Below are 19783 nucleotides of genomic sequence, written 5' to 3' on the forward strand. Positions count from 1 at the left end.
AACTAACTCTTAACCTAAAACCTAACACCCTTTCCGAAACCTACCCTCATCAAAAGACTTTTTCGGCAACCCCTACATTTTCTTCAACACTAGCAATTAAAGACATTACCATAATCGGTGCAGTCACGGCTCTTAATATCCTTTTCCCTAACGAGATTTCTTGAAAGCCCTGTTCGATCGAACTCTGTACTTCATCAGGAGTCCAACCACCTTCGCAACCTGTGGCAATAATCATTTTTTGGGGGAAAAAATCTTGGGGAAGAAAATGCAGTAAATGGGGGGCGTTCGATCGAGCTACAGCGATATATTTAGGAATATTCACAGTAGAAACTGAGGAAAAAGCCTCTTTAACAGGGATAGGAGAAGCAATATAAGGCACAATTAAGCGTTCGGATTGTTCTGAGGCTTCTATGGCAATTTTACGCCATCTTTCGAGCTTATTCTCCTTCGGTTTAACAATAGTTCGATCGCTGATGACAGGTTGTAATGAATTTACCCCTAATTCCGTGACACAACGAATAATATCCTCAAAACCGTTACCTTTAGGCAAAGCAATAATTAAGTTTACATCACAAGACAACTCTCGATCGTCCTGAAGAAAATCAACTATTTCACCACCATCGGCAGTTAATTTAACTTGCCACCCCTTGCCTTTACCATCAAGGGCGATGAAATTATCTCCATTATTTAATCTTACTACCCTACGCAAATAATGTTCTTGATCTGACTGTAGATGAATCAGACTATCTTGTTTTTGACTGGAATTAATAACTATACGATACAGCAATTTTTTAAAATTTGAAGTTATTTGATGAAAACAAGTTTAGCAATTATTCCGAGTAAACCTATAAACATTACCGATATGAGGATGTTTAATCTTGCTTCAACTCCATCAACTCTTTTATTCATGTTTGATTGAGTATCGTCTAATCTTTTGTTTACTGCATTAACTTCAGTTTTGATAGTCGCTACATCAATTTTTAACTCGATAATATCATTAGATATTGTTTCTAATTTTCGATCGATTTTCTCAAATTTAGAATTTATTAAATCCTTTAACTCTTTTAAATCGTTATCCGTAATAGTACTCATAATAAATTTTTCATAAACTTATACTTGTATTCTATCATCTATCATCTATCTCCCTATCTCCCTATCTCCCTATCTCCCTATCTCCCTATCTCCTAACCTATGGTAAATCAGAGTAACCCATTAAGAATCGATCGCACTCTTTAGCTACTCCGCGCCCTTCGTTAAACGCCCATACCACAAGGCTTTGACCACGACGACAATCTCCTGCTGCAAATACATTGGGAATACTGGTAGCATATTCTCCATATTCAGCTTTAATGTTACTACGATCGTCTTTTTCTAGTCCCATTTGTTCTAAAAGGAATTGTTCTGGTCCTAAAAAACCCATAGCTAATAACACTAATTGTGCAGGAAGTCTTTTTTCTGTGCCTTCCATGGGGTTAGGAATAAAGCGCCCTTGTTCATTCCTTGCCCATTCTACCTCTACGGTGTGGACTGCGGTAACGTTGCCTTCTGCGTCACCTTCAAATTTAGTCGCAGTGGTAGTATAAACTCTGGGATCATCTCCAAATTTAGCGGCAGCTTCTTCTTGCCCGTAGTCGAGGCGATAAATTTTAGGATATTCGGGCCAAGGGTTGTTTTTTGCTCTTACTTGGGGCGGTTGAGGCATAATTTCTAATTGAGTAACACTATTACAACCATGACGAACGGATGTACCTACACAGTCAGTTCCCGTGTCTCCTCCCCCAATGATTACTACGTCTTTACCTTCGGCACTAATTACACCTTCTTGATTGCTGTTTAAAACCGCTTTAGTGTTAGCCGTTAAAAATTCCATAGCGAAATGAATACCTTTGAACGATCGACCTTCTATGGGCAAATCACGGGGTTTTCCTGCCCCAATGGCAAGGATGACAGCATCATTTTCTTTAACTAAAGTTTCCGCAGAAATATCTTTCCCGATGGTAGTATTACAGACAAATTTAATACCTTCTTCTTCTAAAACTCCAATACGGCGCATGACGACTTCTTCTTTATCGAGTTTCATGTTAGGAATACCGTACATAAGCAATCCACCGGGTCGATCGTCTTTTTCGTAAACCGTGACAGTATGCCCAGCTTTGTTGAGTTGTGCCGCCGCCGATAATCCAGCAGGACCTGATCCGACGATGGCAACTTTTTTCCCCGTGCGTTTTTCGGGGGGTTGAGATGTTACCCAGCCTTGATCCCAACCATGATCAATAATTGAACATTCAATGTTTTTAATGGTTACGGGAGGATTATTAATACCTAGTACACAAGAACCCTCACAGGGGGCAGGGCAAACTCTACCAGTAAATTCGGGGAAGTTGTTGGTTTTGTGAAGTCGATCGAGGGCTTCTTTCCACAACCCTCGATAAATCAAATCATTCCATTCAGGAATCAAGTTATTAACAGGGCAACCACTAGCCATGCCACTGATTAACTCTCCAGTATGACAAAAAGGAGTACCGCAGTCCATACATCTAGCTCCCTGATTGCGTAATGTTTCTTCGGGGAGGTGTAGATGAAATTCATCCCAATTTTGGATTCTTTCGAGAGGCTCTTTGTCAACGGGTAATTCTCTAGTAAATTCTAAAAATCCTGTGGGTTTTCCCATATTTCTATCCTATAAAATTGAACTTTTGTCAAGGTAAATTAATTGTTTTTTGTCAGAAAATCATAACAAATTTTATCAACTTTTTTGCTATTTAGTATCATAAAATGCTATTAATAATTAACTATCTGCTATGGTCGATCGACGGCGAGATAATGACCTGAAAAAGTCTATAACTAAGAATTATGATATTGATTAATCTGACAATATTTTCTCTAATTTTAACTTAACCTTTTAATCATAAGTGTAGCGTTTTACTCGATTTATTCACTATTTTAGAGATTAATTTAAACTTTTTTTAATGATTCTTAATATTTCGATCGAGCTGATAACTTCCTTAATACCTCGGACTGTTGAGAAACCAACAGTAAGATTAACTTAAAACGATAAGTGAGTGAGCAGAATTAATTGTATTTTAAGAAAGGCAAGAGGCAACATGGTATTGAGAAAATTTTATTAATTCCAAAGTCCACAATCTATTTTGTATCAGTACTTAGATGAATTTTTAATTTTTTTGTGCATTGTCACTACAGATCATGAGAAAATAAAAAAATCTCAATATTGTAAATCCTATGACAGAAAATTTAAAAAGTAAAGCTATTACCCAAGGAGTCCAACGATCGCCCAATCGTGCTATGCTTAGAGCCGTTGGTTTTGGGGATGATGATTTTACCAAGCCTATTGTTGGTATAGCCAATGGATTTAGTACCATCACTCCCTGCAATATGGGTTTAAATGACTTAGCTTTAAAGGCAGAAGCGAGTTTACGTCAAGCAGGTGGAATGCCCCAAATGTTCGGTACTATTACCATTAGTGACGGTATCTCCATGGGTACAGAAGGCATGAAATACTCCCTCGTTTCCAGAGATGTCATTGCCGATTCGATCGAAACCGCTTGTACTGGCGAAAGTATGGATGCGGTAATCGCCATTGGTGGTTGCGATAAAAATATGCCAGGGGCGATGATTGCCATTGCTCGTATGAATATTCCCGCTATTTTCGTCTATGGTGGTACAATCAAACCCGGACATCACAATGGTAAAGATTTAACAGTAGTTAGTGCCTTTGAAGCCGTTGGGCAATATAGTGCCGGAAAAATTGACGAAGAAGAATTACTTGCCATTGAGAAAAAAGCCTGTCCGGGTGCAGGTTCGTGTGGCGGTATGTTTACAGCCAATACTATGTCTTCTGCCTTTGAAGCGATGGGTATTAGTTTACCCTATTCTTCCACCATGGCAGCCGAAGATCAAGAAAAACTAGAAAGTACAGGCAAATCTGCCGAAGTTTTAGTGGAAGCTATCCGCAAACAAATTTTACCCCGTGACATTCTCACTCGCAAAGCCTTTGAAAATGCCATCGCTGTGATTATGGCTGTAGGTGGCTCAACTAATTCTGTATTGCACTTACTTGCGATCGCTAATACTATTGGTGTACCCTTGACTTTAGATGATTTTGAGACTATTCGTCAAAAAGTACCCGTCATTTGTGACTTGAAACCATCAGGGCGTTATGTTACTGTTGACTTACACAAAGCGGGAGGCATTCCTCAAGTTATGAAGATGTTATTAGTCAATGGCTTAATTCACCCAGACGCATTAACTATCAGTGGGCAAACCGTAGCGGAAGTATTAGCAGATATTCCCGAAAATCCTCCCGAAAACCAAGACGTAATCCGTCAATGGGGTAATCCTTTATATCAAGAAGGGCATTTAGCTATCTTAAAAGGAAACTTAGCCTCCGAAGGTGCAGTTGCCAAAATTAGCGGTGTAAAAAATCCTACCATAACAGGACCTGCTAGAGTGTTTGAGTCAGAAGAAGAATGTTTAGACGCTATCTTAGCAGGAAAAATTAAAGAAGGGGATGTTGTCATTGTACGTTATGAAGGACCTGTTGGCGGACCCGGTATGCGGGAAATGTTAGCCCCTACAAGTGCAATTATTGGAGCAGGTTTAGGGGATAAAGTCGGCTTAATTACTGATGGACGTTTTTCTGGAGGTACTTATGGCTTAGTAGTTGGTCATGTTGCACCTGAAGCGGCCGTGGGAGGTAATATTGCCTTAGTCAAAGAAGGTGATAGTATTACGATCGATGCCCATCAAAAACTGTTACAAATCAATGTCTCAGACGCAGAATTAGCCCAACGTCGTACTCTTTGGCAACCGCCCCAACCTCGTTATCCTAGAGGTGTCTTAGGTAAATATGCGAAATTAGTTTCTTCTAGTAGTTTAGGTGCAGTAACTGATTTAAACTTATTCTCTTAAGAATAAAAGAAGTTTGTAGTAATGGCTTTAGCCGTTTATTCATTTTTGGTAGGCGGTGCATCACCCCTACATTGAGTTAACGATAAAAATGAGTAGTTTATTGATTTGTGGTGGGCAATGCCCACCCTACTATTACAATATTTATTGCACCATTATTGATTATAATATTTGATGATTGTCACGATAATTTTTTCAAAATAAATCACTTTGGTAGCTAAAATGTCCATGAATCGATCGAATATTTCCCATCAAAATATTTTATTAAATAGTAAGTATTTAAGATGTTTAAATACTCGAAAAACTTATTTATTTCTTTTAGGTTTAACTTTAACCGTAGGGGATATAAAATTAATTTTAGCTACTGGTATTTTTACGGGAACAATTTTATTTACTTATAGAGTAAAAAATATAAAATGGAGAAATTATTATAAATATTTTAAAGATATTTTAACTCCTCAAAATAAACAACTAATTTTATCGGTATCAGGAGCAGGAATTTTAGCGATTAGTAGCTATTTAATCTTAAATATTTGGACAGAAATTGATAATAAATGGTTAGCCTTTGGCATTATTTGGCAAATTATTTTTAGTTCGATCGGACTTGGCTTTTTAGGGTGGAAATTGAATCAAAAATCTTCTCCAAAAATACCTAACTTATCGAAATTTGCTGACTTAATTAAAGAATTAAATGCCAATTCTCCCCTACAAAGATTATGGGCAATAAATGAAATTATTAAACTCTGGGAAAATAATCAACTTACCTCCGAAGAAATGAGACAAACTCAAGAATATTTTAGCTTATTAAGAGATTTAGAAACAGAAATTATTATCATCAATAAACTTAATAATATCCTTGAAAAAATTTCAGCAAAAGAAATGCAACCCCTTAATTTTCCCCAACGAATTAAGCAAAAAACTCCCTTGATAGTTCGATCGTAATTTTTGATTATTTGATGAAGATTAATTTTGCAATAATGCCTAATAAAGCGGTGAAAGTTACAGCTATTAAGGTATTTAAACGAGTGTCGATACCATCTATTCTTTTTGTTAAACTAACTTCGATCGTATCCAGTCTTTTGTTAATATCAGTTTGACCTTGTTTTAAGATAGCTATATCTACCTTCATTTCGTTAACGTCTTCTGCTAAATTGTCTAGCTTAGTGTTAATTTGACCTAAGATTTCTTTTAAGTCGGTTTCAATGATTGTACTCATGGTAAAATTTCCTTATCTTAATAAGTGTTAAAGGAGTAGTTGTCCGCTACTCTTTTTTGTTTTATTTTAACCGATACCCCAATAGTCTTATTATACATACATTTTTAAGATAAAACTCAGGTGATTTTGTTGGGTTTCGTATCCTCAACCCAACCTACAATATATCTAATTGTGATGAAATCTTCACTTACATCTGATGACGGGAGGCTAAACGCGCTTTTCCAGACATTGCCCAATTTTGCAAAAACTCGATTTGTTCTTTCGCAGTTCGCGCTAAGGGTATAATCTGACTAGCGGCGCTTAATACGTCATCGGTGGTAAAGTCTCGATTCTGACTAAAACCTAAGTGCATAGCTTCAATTATAGTTTGCTCAATTTCTGCCCCCGAAAATTCTGGGGTTTCATAGGCTAATCTTTTGCTATCGTAGGCGTTGATGTTATGGGGGCGTAATCGAGTTAAATGGACATTAAAAATTGCTTCTCTCTCGTTTTGACTGGGTAAACCCACAAAAAATATCTCGTCAAATCTCCCTTTTCTGAGGATTTCTGGGGGTAAATTTTGAATATTGTTAGCCGTTGCCACCACAAAAACGGGGCTTTCTTTTTCTGCTAACCATGTGATAAATGTGCCAAAAACCCTGCTGGTTGTGCCTGAATCTCCTTTACCATCTGCACCTGCAAAACTTTTGTCTATCTCGTCAATCCACAAAATACAAGGAGATAACGCCTCTGCTAAGGTAATCATTTGACGGGTGCGAGATTCCGATTCCCCTACTAACCCCCCAAATAGTCGCCCTACGTCTAGTCGTAGTAAAGGTAAGTGCCAATGGTGTGCGATCGCCTTTGCCGTTAAAGATTTCCCCGTACCTTGAATACCTACAAGTAGTAAACCTCTAGGATAGGGTAAACCATAAGCCCGTGCGGATTCACTGAAAGCGCCCCCCCGTCTCAATAACCATTCTTTGAGGTTGTCTAAACCGCCGATGTCGGAGATTTGTTCTTTGGCAGGGTAGTAGTCAAGGATTTGTGTTTGCCGTATGGACTGTTTTTTCTCTTCTAATATCAGTTCTACGTCTTCTTCTTCTAATTTGCCATTTTGGGCGATCGCCCTTGTAAGCACTCTTCTAATGCGTTCTAGGGATAGCCCTTGACTCGATCGAACTAACTCTGCTAAAAATTTATCAGATAAAGACTGCCCTGTGGATGACAATAACCGTTGAATTTCCGTTTTGATTTCTTCGGCTTGGGGTAAAGGAAACTCGATGATAGTAAAAACTTCTTTTAATTCTGTCGGTAGATTGATTTCCGGTGCAATTATAACAATATTTTTCGGTTGTGCTTTTAATGTTCGTGCTAAATTACGCAATTTTCGAGAAATGGAGACATCTTCTAAAAATCGTTGAAAATCCCTTAAAATAAAGATTCCTGCCGTATTAGGTGGCAATTTTTCGATAAATTCAAGGGCTTGTAACGGATTACGCCGTCCAAAGTTAGCATTATTGGGATTATCTTGATAACCGTCAACGAAATCCCATGTATAAATATTGCGATTATTGATATTTTTGCCGATGGATGAAATAGCTTTTTCTACCCTTTCTTCTTCTTGAGTAGGGATATAAATAAGAGGATAACAGGCTCTTAATAATAATGAAAATTCTTGATTAAATTGACTCATAGTAAATAATGGAGAATTGAAAATGGAGAAGTCGAATTGAAGAAACAAGTTCAATTTATTGAACGTAAAAATATTAGCCGTGTAATTCATTACAGGGTGGGTAAATGAGATTATTTTGTTATTTTACAAGGATCACAAAATTGGTATAATAAGACGATTAATTTTCTATTGTTAAGCATTAATGTTATTAAATCAAATTATATTTTCTCGACGCAATTTTTTTGTAAAATCTCTTAGTCTTGTTTTCATTTTTAGTTTATTATTTATTAGTGGTTGTCAAAATACCGCTTTAAATTCTGATTCATCGGGCAATAATCAAGTTACTAAAATTACTTTTTGGCATGGAATTAATCCTCCTGAAAATAGAGAAATTTTTAATGAATTATTAGCTCAATTTAACACAGAAAATCCAGATATTCAAGTAGAGGCTTTATATGTGGGGCAACCTGATGAACAGTTACCGAAAATCATCGCCTCGATCGCAGGAAATCAACCTCCTGATATATTATGGTATGTACCCCAATTAACAGGAAAATTAGTCGAATTACAAGCCTTAAAACCTTTACAAGAATGGTGGAATAATTCAGATATAAAAAATGAAATTGATCCAGCTATGTTATCCACTATGACTTTAGATAATAACATCTGGTCTGTGCCTTTTGCGACTAATAATACTGCGGTTTTTTATCGTCCAAGTTTATTTCAAAAAGCGGGAATTAGCGAAACTCCAAAAACTTGGGATGAGTTTGCTGAAGTTGCAAAAAAATTAACTCAAGATACTAATAATGATGGCAAAATTGATCAAAATGGAATGTTATTTGCTTCTGGAAAAGGAGAGTTTACTGTCTTTGTTTGGTTGCCTTTTATTTTCAGTGCTGATGGTGAAATTATCCAAAATAATCAACCTAATTTAGTTAGTGAAGGTACAGAAAAAGCCTTAAATTTAGCAGTGGAATTAGTCAAAGAAAATAGTGCTATTTTATCACAGCCCGATCGAGGTTATGAGTTAGATAATTTCATTAATGGTAAAGTAGCTATGCAAATTACAGGTCCTTGGACTTTAGCACAATTAAAACAAAGTAACATTGATTATGATGTTTTTCCGATTCCGATTATTAATCAACCTGCCACAGTTTTAGGCGGAGAAAATCTCTTTGTTTTTAAGACTGATGCTCAACGAGAAGAAGCGTCTTTAAAATTTTTAGAGTTTATTTTAGGAGAGAAATTTCAAACTCAATGGGCATTAAAAACGGGATATTTACCTATTAATTTTAATGCTCAAAATAGTTCTGAATATCAAGATTTTGTTAAAGAAAATCCAGTGATTAAAGTATTTTTAGAACAGATGAAATTCGCTAAATCTCGACCAATTATTACAGATTATCCTGCTCTTTCAGAAAACTTAGGACGCTCGATCGAATCTTCGTTGCTACAACAAAAAACACCCATTCAAGCCTTAGAAGAATCACAAAAAAAATTGCAATTACAGTTACAATAAATTAAATTTATAATCATTAAACATCATTAAAATTATGGAATGGACATCAGAAGCGGAAGCTAAATTAAAAGAAATACCTTTTTTTGTACGCCCTGCCGCTAGGAAAAAAATTGAAAAATTTGTTCAAGATAAGGGGGAAACATTAATTACTGTAGAACTTTATTTGGAAGCTAAAGCTAAGTTTAATTAAGGTTTCTCTATATATTTAAAATTTAATTTTTTCTCACACAAAGACGCAAAGACGCTAAGATATTTTAGGTTATAAAGCCTAATTACTTGGTTAAAAAAAGTTGTGGCTTAACTGTTATATAAAACTTACTCATAGTTACCTATGACGTTTACTTCTTGCTTCTACCAGTCAAGTCGGCTTGATACTGTCCACAAGCGTTGATTCGGGTGTAACCCACCCTACTTTTATTATTCTAATTAATTGATTAATCTTGAATAATAACTAATTTTTATTTAATTTAATCTTTAAATTAAATAGTTTTAACAGTCTTGGTTATCGACTTCATTAAAAGCTAACATATTTTTAAAAAAATGTCAACCTTTATCCCGTGAGTAGGTATAAACAACTATAATAAACTATTAGTTAACAGTTAAAAGCTCCCTTAAACTCAAGTGGTGTAAATTTGATATAATAAAATTTCTCTTAATTTTAGGACGCAATTTTATTTTTTATGGAAGTTATACCCGCCATTGATTTACTCGCTGGACGTTGTGTGAGATTATATCAAGGGGATTATGAACAGTCTCAGATTTTTAATGAAAATCCCTTAGAAGTGGCTTTACAATGGGAGTCTCAAGGGGCAACTCGTTTACACTTAGTGGATTTAGATGGTGCAAAAGAGGGTACAACCGTCAATTTAGATGTTATTCGATCGATCGTACAGCATTTAACTATCCCCGTACAAGTAGGAGGAGGATTGCGCGATCGAATTTCCGTAGAACGTTTGTTCGATTTAGGGGTGGAAAGATCGATCGTGGGTACTGTAGCTGTAGAAAATCCTGATTTAGTACAAGAATTATGTGAAGCCTATCCTCATAAAATTGCGGTGGGTATCGATGCTCGTAACGGCAAAGTTGCCACCAAAGGTTGGTTAGAAACTTCCACTGTGGAAGCCACCGATTTAGCTCAAAGAATTTCTGACAAAGCCGCCGCCATTATTTATACTGATATTAGTCGAGATGGTACTCTAGTCGGTCCTAATCTCGAATCCTTAAGAGAATTGGCACAAGTATCGAAAATTCCTGTCATTGCTTCTGGGGGTATTAGCTCTCTCACGGATTTACTCAGTCTGTTATCCTTAGAATCCTTGGGGGTGACTGGTGTTATTGTGGGTAAAGCTCTTTATACGGGTAAAGTTGATTTAAAAGAAGCTATCGGCTCGATCGGCAATGGACGACTACAGGATGTTATTATTGATAATAGCAGGATTGTCTAAGTAGTTTACTTTCTAAGTATTTCTCCTTTCTCCTTTCTCCCTAAAGACGATGAGACAACCCCTAATTAAATTATGAGTGTCAAAGTAAAATTTTTACCCGATGATGTAACTGTTATAGCAGAAGTTGGTGAACCAATATTAGAAGTAGCCAAACGAGGAGGGGTTTTTATTCCTACTGGTTGCGTTATGGGTTCATGTCACGCTTGTGAAGTTGAACTAGAAGATGGGACTCCTATTTGTGCTTGTATTAGTGCCATTCCTCCCCATAGGGAAGAATTTATTATTAATCTCTATTCTGATCCTGTGTGGTAATTTTGACATTCGCCCCGACCTAAAGGTACGGGGATTCTCTCATCACTGGGAGAGCTTCCTCTTTCGACGAGTTCCCTTACCAACCTTTATCGCTAGAGGAGGGCAGAGGGGATTCTCTTCAGAGGCGTTGATTTCCGTGTGCCCCACGGTATTTGCTAATTGACGAAGTGCTTTTTGCAAAATATTATTAGACGCATTACCATCACGAGTGCCTTTATGTCCGCAATGAGGGCAGTCATGAGTCCTAGTGCTTAGAGCTTTAGGGACAATCTGATGACACTGACTGCATTCTTGGGAAGTGAAATATCGCATCGACGAACCACTCTGACCCGTTTAATTTGCTCTAGTTGATAGAAGTGCAAATCTCTGCTCCCCCACATTCTGAAGGTGCCTGCCTTAAATCCATCGGTGAAAGTGATAGATTTTCGGTCTTCTGAGAGCTTGTACCCTGTCGTTTTATACTCGACCGAATCTCTCGTGGTATGCTTTGCATATTTTGGGTAGCCTTTTTTCCCTTTTACTCCCTTTTGGCAGTTGCGATAAAATCTCTCAATACTAGCCCAAGCCCTTTCAGCGTGAGCTTGTCTTGCCATCGAGTTCAAATGCTTTGCCCAAGGAAATTCGGGATTATCTGCTAACGTTTTGCAGTATTTGTAGGCATCATTGCGACTTTTGATAATACCATCTTGCCATCCACGAATTATGCTATTCCGCACAAAACGACCCGTACGAATAGCGTTGTCTAGCCTTTCGTATTGGTCGTTTGTCCCTTCTAGTTTTGTTTCGTAGATGATCATGGATTATCTTTTGCGTTGACGATAATATCCTAGTATTCCCGATCACATTTTGACAAGGGGGGGAAGAAAAAAAGAAAGAGGGAATGGAAAGAAGAATATAATATAATAGAAAGTCGCCCTAAAGTGCGAGGCTTTCAACCCAAAAAACTTTGGTAAAATCATTACTGTAAAATTCGATCGACAGCGAAAGTTTAAACTATGATTAAGAGATCGACACATTTAACTTAAATTTTTTACTAATTTTTAAAATTGAAAATCTCAACCTAAAATGTATTTTCCTAAAATCTAAATGTTTTTGCCTAAATTGCTATCTTTAAGTGTAATTTTTACCGTGTTTTTCCTTCATGTTCCAGTTTATGGTGGAGATTGGCAAGAAATTCAAAAAAAAGGACTATTAACCATCGCTGTTAAAGACAATTTACGCCCTTTAGGTTATCGTGATGAACAAGGAAATTTACGGGGATTTGAAATTGATTTAGCCCGTCGTTTAGCTTTAGAATTATTAGGGGAAGAAACCGCTGTTAAATTTATTCCTGTAACGAATCAAGAAAGGTTGCAACTTGTCTCTGATGTGGAAGTGGATTTGGCGATCGCATCTGTCACGGCTAACACTTCTCGCCGTAGAATAGTGGACTTTAGTGAACAGTACTATTTAGATGGTACAGCAATTATTGTCAAAAAAGGTCAAAAAACTGATTTAACAGGCAAAATCGGCATTCTTCTTAATTCTCGATCGATCGATCAGCTAAAATATAGTTTACCTAATATTACATTACAAGGAGTATCATCCTATCAAAAAGCCTTAGAATTGATGGAATCAGGAGAAATTGATGGATTTGCAGGAGACGTTACTGTCTTAGTCGGTTGGGTACAAGAAAACCCCGATTATCAACTCTTACCCACTATTTATGGTGGTTATCCTCTCTCGATCGTACTACCGAAAGGAAGACAATATCAGGAATTACGCACTAAAGTCAATCAAGTCATCAGAAAATTAAATCAGGAAGGATGGTTAAGGGAAAAAGCACAATTTTGGGGATTACCCATAAGCAATTAATAATTAATAATTAATAATTAATAATTAATAATTAACAGTTTCTCCTACTCTCCTACTCTCCTACTTAATAATTTTCTTCATAAAACTTAATAATGTTTATAATGTTTGTAAAATATTAACAATAAATGAAATTTTACCAAAATAGGTAATTTTTATGAGACAAAAAAGCAACTTGAGATTGGAATATCAGGTACTTTAAATGATATTACAGAACGTAAAAGAATTGAACGTTACCAAAACATTGAACGGGATGTGATTAAGATTCTTGCAGAATCTGATGGTGTTGATGATGGCATTAATGGAGTATTAAGTGCCATCGCCCTTAATTTTAGTTGGGAAAGGGGAGAATATTGGAGCTTTAATGAAATCACTCAGTTGATTCATTATCAAAATCTATGGTTGAGCAACGAAACAGAAAATGATAACTTTACGAGCAAGGATAAAGAAACTACTCAAACAATAGTATGGGATAATTGGACTTTTAAGAATTATGAGCATTGGTGGCATGAGATAAAATCGATCGAAAGCGTCTTAGAAACGAAAGAAAATACCCAACTAATATTTGCCTTTCCTGTTAATAATGGAGAAGAACATTTAGGGGTGATGTTTTTCTTATCTTCCAAAAATCATCAAAAAGATTTTCTCTTATTAGAAAATGTTGCCATGATGGGCAATCAAATTGGATTATTTATCAAAAAGAAACAAGCGGAAGAAGAATTAAGACAAAGAAATTTATCTCTCCAAGCCGAATTAAATTTAGCCTCCGATTATGTCTTTTCCTTATTACCTTCTCCCGATGAACAAAAAGGCTTAAATATCGAGCAAAAATTTATTCCTTGTGCCAAATTAGGGGGAGATATTTTTGATTATTATTGGTTAGATGAAGAGCATATTGTTTTTTATTTATTAGATGTAGCAGGTCATGGTATTCATTCGGCTTTATTATCCGTTTCTATCTTAAATTTAGTTAGAAATAACTCTCTTTATAACACCGATCCTTATCAGCCTTGGACTATTTTAACAGAATTAAATCGTCTTTTTCAAATGGAGGATGGAAATAATTATTTTACTATTTGGTATGGTGTTTATAACAAAAACACTAACGAATTAGTCTATTCTTCTGCCGGACATCCTCCAGCAATTTTAGTTTCTGTATCTGAATCAGGGAATAAATATCAAAAGTTATCCACTCCGAATATTCCTATCGGTATGATGTTAGATTTTGAATTTGATCAACAATTATGTCATGTGGAAAATGGAGATTCTTTATATTTATTTAGTGATGGTATTTACGAAATTCAATTAGATAATGGGGATATTTGGGGCTTAAACAATTTTACTGATGTTTTATTAGAAACAACTGAAGAATCTCATAAAAATTTAGAACAGGTGATCGATCGAGTTCATGTTATCAATAAATCTAACAATTTTGACGATGATTTATCTATTTTAAAAGTAGTTTTTCATCAACAATAATAGGATATTAAGAAATTTCTCATCCCAAAGCCTTTTTAATAACTAGCATAAGTGTTGCCTATTAACTATCTTCTCCCGTCAACGGCTTTGTTTTAAATATTTTTTACACAAATGATTTGGAACTGCTATAGTACAATTTATTGAAAGGTAATTATCAAAATTTTTTTTGATAGCTTTTAATCACTAATCACTATTTTATTTACAATAATCTTAAATTATTATATTAACAACAGTTCAGGAGATTTTCGATCGATTATGACTAATAATTATACAAATCAGTTACAAGTAAACACTTTACCGTTACCTAACGATAAACCGCCTCAAATTGAAGAAATGGCGGTAGATATGGTGGAAGAAATAGAAAGATTAGAAGATTTTATTCTTAATAGCACCCGTATTCCATTTATGGGTAAAACTCTCATTGATGAAGATACATTAATCAAACAACTAGATTTAATTAGGATAAATGTTCCAGACTCCTTAGAACAAGCTACCCAAATTTTACAACAACGTCAACAAATATTAGCAGAAGCCCAAAACTATGCCCAAAAAGTTGTAGAAAATGCCCAAAGAAAAGCCGCACAACTATTAGATGATTCTCGTATTGTTCAAGAAGCTGAAAATCAAGCGAATCAGATTAGACGACAAGTACAACAAGACTGCGAGAATTTACAACGAAAAACCATCACTGAAGTTGAACAAATTAGACAACGGATTCAACAGGAAGTCATCAAAAGCAGACAAGAGGCGATTCTGGAAGCTGAAGCAATTCAAAATGAAGCTGATATGTATGCCGATTCGGTTCTATCTAAACTGGAAAAAGACCTGAGTGATATGTTGAGGGTTGTAACTAATGGTCGTCAACAAGTTCAGGCAAATAGACAACAAGTTGTGCCACAAGTTACTCCGCCTCCCCGTCAACAAGATATGACTATCGCTAAAAAAGCATCTTAAAAGAATTAAGAATTAAGAATTAAGAATTAACAATTAACAATTAACAATTAAGAATTAACAATTAAGAATGAAGAATTAACAATTAACAATTAAAAGTCTTCACTATTCATTATTCATTAGATAATTTTCGGTTAATTTTATAGCATCTTTTAACCTTTGTTGAATTAAGGAAATTCGATCGAGCTTAGTGCTAGATTGTTTAGCAGATTGATAGAATAAAAAATCTGTTTGTAAAAGCCGAATATAACGATGAGTTTCTGTTTGCCATGACTGAAATAACGCTCTAATATTACTATCTAAATTAGTCGGTTCGATCGACATAATTTGAGAGTCTAAATAAGTTTGAATTCCTCTGAATTTGTCTTTAAGTAAAGCAAGATTATTCACATCATCACAGAATAATGTATCAAAATTTTTGAGTAATTCTATCCAACTTAACAATTCTTCTTGATGTGATTTTGATAACATTTTCTCTAAATTAAGTTAAAATTAAAAGCATTAACTATAACTAAGATCAATAAGCTCTTAAGGATAACTGTAGATGAAAGAAAACAGTTGAGTAAGAGTAAATTTTCCTATCCACTAAAATAAAATTATAACCCTCTTGGAAGGAACGATTTTAGTTTCTTAAATTATAACTTGATCATAACCGTTCAAGATCATAACTTATCTCAGTCATTTTAGCTATATTTTTTATTCCCAATCATCCCAAATCATTATGAATACAACACTACTTATTCCCGAAAAAAAAGCCGTTGCCAAATTACATATTCCCAATTGGTTAAATAACTGTTTAATAGGAGATCAAAACGATCCCCATAATAGCCTAATATGTAAATCATTTCAATTCGCTTATTCCTTACACGAAGGGCAATATCGCAAATCAGGTGAGCCTTATATCGCCCATCCCGTAGCCGTTGCAGAGTTATTGAGGGATTTAGGCGGAGATAGTGAAATGATTGCCGCAGGATTTTTACATGATGTAGTAGAGGATACCGAAGTCACTCCCGATGAAATAGAAGCACTTTTTGGAGCAAATGTGCGTCAATTAGTAGAAGCCGTGACAAAGTTATCAAAATTTAACTTTTCGAGCAAAACCGAAAGACAAGCAGAGAATTTTCGGCGAATGTTTGTGGCAATGGCTCAAGATATTCGAGTGATCGTGGTAAAATTGGCAGACAGGTTACATAATATGCGTACCCTTGACTTTTTATCCCCAGAAAAACAACGACTAATTGCCGAAGAAACCAAAGAAATTTTTGCCCCCTTAGCCAATCGTCTCGGTATTTGGCACTTCAAATGGGAGTTAGAAGATTTATCCTTTAAATATCTTAATCCCGTAGCTTATAAAAATATTAAAGAATTAGTCTCCGAAAGAAGAAAAGATAGGGAAGCACGAATCCAAAAAATAACGAACATTATCAATCAACGTTTAGCTAAGTTAGGCATTCATCCTTTAGAACTCAAAGGCAGACCAAAACATTTATATGGAATATACCATAAAATGGAGCAACAAAATAAAGAGTTTGAACAAATTTATGACATGGCAGGTATCAGAATTATTCTTAATAATAAAGATGAATGTTATCGTGCTTTAGCTGTCGTTCATGATGCTTTTCGCCCCATCCCCGGTAGATTTAAAGACTATATCGGTTTACCCAAGCCCAATTTATATCAATCTCTCCATACTACTGTCGTTAATTCTAATGGCAGACCGTTAGAAATACAAATCCGTACCCTAGAAATGCACCATATCGCTGAATATGGTATCGCTGCGCACTGGAAATATAAGGAAGCTGGAAATTCTAATAATACCAATTTATCCAGTGATGAAGAAAAATTTACATGGTTGCGTCAACTGCTAGATTGGCAAAAAGATTTACAAGATGCCCAAGAATATGTGGATAATCTCAAGGAAAATTTATTTGATGATGATGTTTATGCTTTTACTCCTAAAGGAGAAGTTATTCCCTTAACACGAGGCGCCACAGTGGTAGATTTTGCCTATCGTATTCATACGGAAGTGGGAAATCACATGAAAGGGGCGAGAATTAATGGAAAATGGAGTCCTCTTGATCAATCTATACATAATGGGGATATAGTAGAAATTGTTACTAGCAATAATAGTCATCCTAGTCTCGATTGGTTAAATTTTGTGGTGACACCGAGTGCTAAAAATCGCATTCGTCAATGGTACAAACGATCACACCGAGAAGAAAATATTGCCAGAGGGAGAGAGTTATTAGAGAAAGAGTTAGGTAAAAATGGCTTAGAATCTCTCTTAAAATCCGATACCATGCAAAAAGTTGCTCAAAAATGTAACTTTATTAAGGTAGATGACTTATTAGCTTCTTTGGGTTATGGAGAAGTAACTTGTATGCAGATTATCAATCGTCTGCGAGAAGAAAATAAGCTACAACATCCCGAAAAAACAGAAGAAAAACCCCTAGGAGAAACCCCTTTATTAGCTACTCCCACTAAAACTAATAAAGAAATTAACGGTAATAAATATCCTATTTGCGGTATCGAAGGATTAATGTATCATATTGCTGGATGTTGTCGCCCTTTACCCGGGGAAAATATTATCGGAGTTGTTACTAATGTGCGAGGTATTTCCATTCATCATCACGACTGCCCGAATTTGACAACCATCCCCGGAGAGCGTTTAATTCCTGTAAAATGGAATGGTTGTGATCAAAAGAGTCGTAATGCTACTTATCCTGTGGATATAGTCATCGAAACGATCGATCGAGTGGGTATTTTACGAGACATTTTAGGAAGATTAACAGATCAAAATATTAATGTTAGTAACGCAGGAGTCAAAACAGATTTTGGCAAACCAGCGTTAATTTCTTTAACTATTGATGTACAAGATTCACAGCAATATCAATATGTTATCAATCAAATTAAAAATATGAGCGATGTTTTAAATATTCGCCGTATTAGCGAAGTTTCTAGCATTAGCCACAGTTAGAAAAATTATTAGTTTGTAGTGATGGCTTTAGCCATTTATGAAAGGGTTAAAACCCTTACTACAAACTTTTTTATCAATTCTCAATTATTTTCATAGGTAATTTCTGATGATTCATACTCCAAAGGTTCAACATGAATTAATACTCTCACGGGAGCAAATTTTGCCTCTAATTTTGCCTCTATTTCTTCCGTTATATCATGGGCAGTTTTTACGCTTTCAGTATTAACAATTAAGTGCATTTCAATAAATATTTGTCTTCCTAATAATCCCCTTGAAGCGATATTATGACAGTTAATTACTCCCGGTACTTCCATTACTATTTCATGGATTAATTCAGGTGCGATCGCCATTTGATCTACTAACCAAGGTAAGTTGCCTTTTAACACTTCCCAAGCACTTTTTATGACTAAAATTGCCACAGGAAAAGCTAATAAATAATCGAGGGATTGTAACCAAGGCAAATTCCATGCTTCTGATTGCCAAACGCCGATTAAACCAAGTAAAACACTGATAGTTATCCATACATCACTCATGGTATGAGTTGCATCGGCAATTAAAATATTACTACCTAATTTTTTTCCTACTTTACGCTCATAAAAAGCCACAAAAATATTGATACCTAAGATAATAATTAAAACCCATAATTCTCCACCTCCAATTTTAACAGGTTCTCCGCCAAAAATTATCCTGTTAAGCGCACTGGTTAAAATTTCAAAACAGGCAATACCTAAAAATGCGGCGATACCTAATGCACCAATTGCCTCAAATTTATGATGTCCGTACGGATGATCTCGATCGGGTATTGGAGATGAAAGTTGATTAGTTACTAAACCTAAAATATTATTGGCACTGTCTGTTACGCTATGTAAAGCATCTGCTTGTAAACTCAATGAACCTGTGATAGTACCAACTACAGCTTTTAATATTAAAACAATGATATTTAAAATTAAGGTAATAATTAGTACTTCACGAACTTTTTTTTGTTTATTTTGAGCCATAATAAATCATTTAGGAGGAAAAATTAATCTTTTTTCTATTCTAAATCTTTTATTTTTTTAGTGGTATTAATTTTTGTAAATTTAGTCGATATTAAGATTAAGTTTTAAGAAAAATAATTTATAATAAAACTAACTTAATTGTTGAGAATTAATATCATGATTAATCATAATTATTATAATTTGGATAAAATTACCGAACCTATTACCCAAGCAAAACCAGAAATTCGCTCGATCGTCGAAGAAGTGTTACAATTAGAAAAAGATCGATTATCTCAAAAAAATATTCGTTATATTAATGATGATGTGTTAAACATTATTAAACAAAATATACTATAGAGAATTAAGAATTAAGAATTAAGAATTAAGAATTAAGAATTAAGAATTAATAACTGATTACTGATTACTGATTACTGATTACTGATTCAAAATTTATTTACTTACTTCTTACTTAAAAA

General features: G+C 35.2%; 20 protein-coding genes. 11 read left to right on the top strand and 9 right to left on the bottom strand.

The window, feature by feature from the left end:
• Positions 1 to 49 precede the first annotated feature (49 nt).
• From SYN6308_RS12430 to SYN6308_RS12440, 3 genes are all read right to left on the bottom strand, one after another.
• The gene (locus tag SYN6308_RS12430; RefSeq protein ID WP_017294772.1) at positions 50 to 787 is read right to left on the bottom strand and encodes a 16S rRNA (uracil(1498)-N(3))-methyltransferase; all 738 of its coding nucleotides are present in this window, start codon (positions 785 to 787) and stop codon (positions 50 to 52) included.
• 17 nt (positions 788 to 804) lie between these two features.
• Positions 805 to 1092, bottom strand: coding sequence for a hypothetical protein (locus SYN6308_RS12435; RefSeq protein WP_017294773.1), 288 nt, complete (start codon positions 1090 to 1092; stop codon positions 805 to 807).
• A gap of 97 nt (positions 1093 to 1189) precedes the next feature.
• Positions 1190 to 2671 (bottom strand): glutamate synthase subunit beta, encoded by a 1482-nt coding sequence (locus SYN6308_RS12440; RefSeq protein WP_017294774.1) that lies wholly within the window; start codon positions 2669 to 2671, stop codon positions 1190 to 1192.
• Positions 2672 to 3240: 569 nt separating this feature from the next.
• Between SYN6308_RS12440 and ilvD the strand changes: the two genes are divergently transcribed.
• Positions 3241 to 4929, top strand: coding sequence for a dihydroxy-acid dehydratase (gene ilvD, locus SYN6308_RS12445; protein WP_017294775.1), 1689 nt, complete (start codon positions 3241 to 3243; stop codon positions 4927 to 4929).
• A gap of 207 nt (positions 4930 to 5136) precedes the next feature.
• Positions 5137 to 5868, top strand: coding sequence for a hypothetical protein (locus SYN6308_RS12450; protein WP_144051438.1), 732 nt, complete (start codon positions 5137 to 5139; stop codon positions 5866 to 5868).
• 7 nt (positions 5869 to 5875) lie between these two features.
• Here the strand turns inward: SYN6308_RS12450 and SYN6308_RS12455 are convergent, their stop codons facing one another.
• Together SYN6308_RS12455 and SYN6308_RS12460 are read right to left on the bottom strand one after the other, a co-directional pair.
• Positions 5876 to 6142, bottom strand: a complete 267-nt coding sequence (locus SYN6308_RS12455) for a hypothetical protein (protein WP_017294777.1) — start codon at positions 6140 to 6142, stop codon at positions 5876 to 5878.
• A 187-nt stretch (positions 6143 to 6329) separates the two neighbouring features.
• Positions 6330 to 7817 (bottom strand): AAA family ATPase, encoded by a 1488-nt coding sequence (locus SYN6308_RS12460; RefSeq protein WP_017294778.1) that lies wholly within the window; start codon positions 7815 to 7817, stop codon positions 6330 to 6332.
• A 181-nt stretch (positions 7818 to 7998) separates the two neighbouring features.
• Between SYN6308_RS12460 and SYN6308_RS12465 the strand changes: the two genes are divergently transcribed.
• The 4 genes from SYN6308_RS12465 (at position 7999) to SYN6308_RS12480 (ending at position 11072) form a co-directional block, all read left to right on the top strand.
• Complete coding sequence (locus SYN6308_RS12465; RefSeq protein ID WP_017294779.1) at positions 7999 to 9315, top strand: ABC transporter substrate-binding protein; 1317 nt, start codon at positions 7999 to 8001, stop codon at positions 9313 to 9315.
• A 34-nt stretch (positions 9316 to 9349) separates the two neighbouring features.
• A complete protein-coding gene (locus SYN6308_RS12470) occupies positions 9350 to 9505 on the top strand; it encodes a PCP reductase family protein (RefSeq protein ID WP_017294780.1) in 156 nt (51 codons plus the stop codon).
• Between the two features lie 490 nt (positions 9506 to 9995).
• Positions 9996 to 10760 carry a 1-(5-phosphoribosyl)-5-[(5-phosphoribosylamino)methylideneamino]imidazole-4-carboxamide isomerase gene (hisA, locus tag SYN6308_RS12475; protein WP_017294781.1) on the top strand — a complete coding sequence of 255 codons (765 nt, stop codon included), beginning with the start codon at positions 9996 to 9998 and terminating at the stop codon, positions 10758 to 10760.
• Positions 10761 to 10832: 72 nt separating this feature from the next.
• Positions 10833 to 11072 carry a 2Fe-2S iron-sulfur cluster-binding protein gene (locus tag SYN6308_RS12480; protein WP_017294782.1) on the top strand — a complete coding sequence of 80 codons (240 nt, stop codon included), beginning with the start codon at positions 10833 to 10835 and terminating at the stop codon, positions 11070 to 11072.
• 42 nt (positions 11073 to 11114) lie between these two features.
• On the opposite strand, the gene SYN6308_RS25540 is transcribed toward SYN6308_RS12480, so the two are convergent.
• Complete coding sequence (locus tag SYN6308_RS25540) at positions 11115 to 11384, bottom strand: transposase (protein ID WP_237741213.1); 270 nt, start codon at positions 11382 to 11384, stop codon at positions 11115 to 11117.
• A complete protein-coding gene (locus tag SYN6308_RS22390; RefSeq protein ID WP_017294783.1) occupies positions 11324 to 11869 on the bottom strand; it encodes a transposase in 546 nt (181 codons plus the stop codon). The genes SYN6308_RS25540 and SYN6308_RS22390 overlap by 61 nt, the downstream gene beginning before the upstream one ends.
• A 289-nt stretch (positions 11870 to 12158) precedes the next feature.
• On the opposite strand from SYN6308_RS22390, the gene SYN6308_RS12490 reads away from it, so the two are divergent.
• The 3 genes from SYN6308_RS12490 (at position 12159) to SYN6308_RS12500 (ending at position 15356) form a co-directional block, all read left to right on the top strand.
• Positions 12159 to 12926 (top strand): transporter substrate-binding domain-containing protein, encoded by a 768-nt coding sequence (locus tag SYN6308_RS12490; RefSeq protein ID WP_017294784.1) that lies wholly within the window; start codon positions 12159 to 12161, stop codon positions 12924 to 12926.
• Positions 12927 to 13178: 252 nt separating this feature from the next.
• Complete coding sequence (locus SYN6308_RS23425) at positions 13179 to 14402, top strand: PP2C family protein-serine/threonine phosphatase (RefSeq protein WP_017294785.1); 1224 nt, start codon at positions 13179 to 13181, stop codon at positions 14400 to 14402.
• Positions 14403 to 14657: 255 nt separating this feature from the next.
• Positions 14658 to 15356, top strand: a complete 699-nt coding sequence (locus SYN6308_RS12500) for a hypothetical protein (RefSeq protein ID WP_017294786.1) — start codon at positions 14658 to 14660, stop codon at positions 15354 to 15356.
• 102 nt (positions 15357 to 15458) lie between these two features.
• On the opposite strand, the gene patD is transcribed toward SYN6308_RS12500, so the two are convergent.
• Positions 15459 to 15824 carry a heterocyst frequency control protein PatD gene (gene patD, locus SYN6308_RS12505; protein ID WP_017294787.1) on the bottom strand — a complete coding sequence of 122 codons (366 nt, stop codon included), beginning with the start codon at positions 15822 to 15824 and terminating at the stop codon, positions 15459 to 15461.
• 250 nt (positions 15825 to 16074) lie between these two features.
• Between patD and SYN6308_RS12510 the strand changes: the two genes are divergently transcribed.
• The gene (locus SYN6308_RS12510) at positions 16075 to 18330 is read left to right on the top strand and encodes a RelA/SpoT family protein (RefSeq protein ID WP_017294788.1); all 2256 of its coding nucleotides are present in this window, start codon (positions 16075 to 16077) and stop codon (positions 18328 to 18330) included.
• An 80-nt stretch (positions 18331 to 18410) separates the two neighbouring features.
• Here the strand turns inward: SYN6308_RS12510 and SYN6308_RS12515 are convergent, their stop codons facing one another.
• Positions 18411 to 19328, bottom strand: coding sequence for a cation diffusion facilitator family transporter (locus tag SYN6308_RS12515; RefSeq protein ID WP_017294789.1), 918 nt, complete (start codon positions 19326 to 19328; stop codon positions 18411 to 18413).
• A 156-nt stretch (positions 19329 to 19484) separates the two neighbouring features.
• On the opposite strand from SYN6308_RS12515, the gene SYN6308_RS12520 reads away from it, so the two are divergent.
• Complete coding sequence (locus SYN6308_RS12520) at positions 19485 to 19664, top strand: hypothetical protein (RefSeq protein ID WP_017294790.1); 180 nt, start codon at positions 19485 to 19487, stop codon at positions 19662 to 19664.
• The last annotated feature ends 119 nt before the right edge of the window (positions 19665 to 19783 follow it).

It is taken from the genome of Geminocystis herdmanii PCC 6308, assembly GCF_000332235.1.
In the GTDB taxonomy this organism is placed as follows: domain Bacteria; phylum Cyanobacteriota; class Cyanobacteriia; order Cyanobacteriales; family Cyanobacteriaceae; genus Geminocystis; species Geminocystis herdmanii.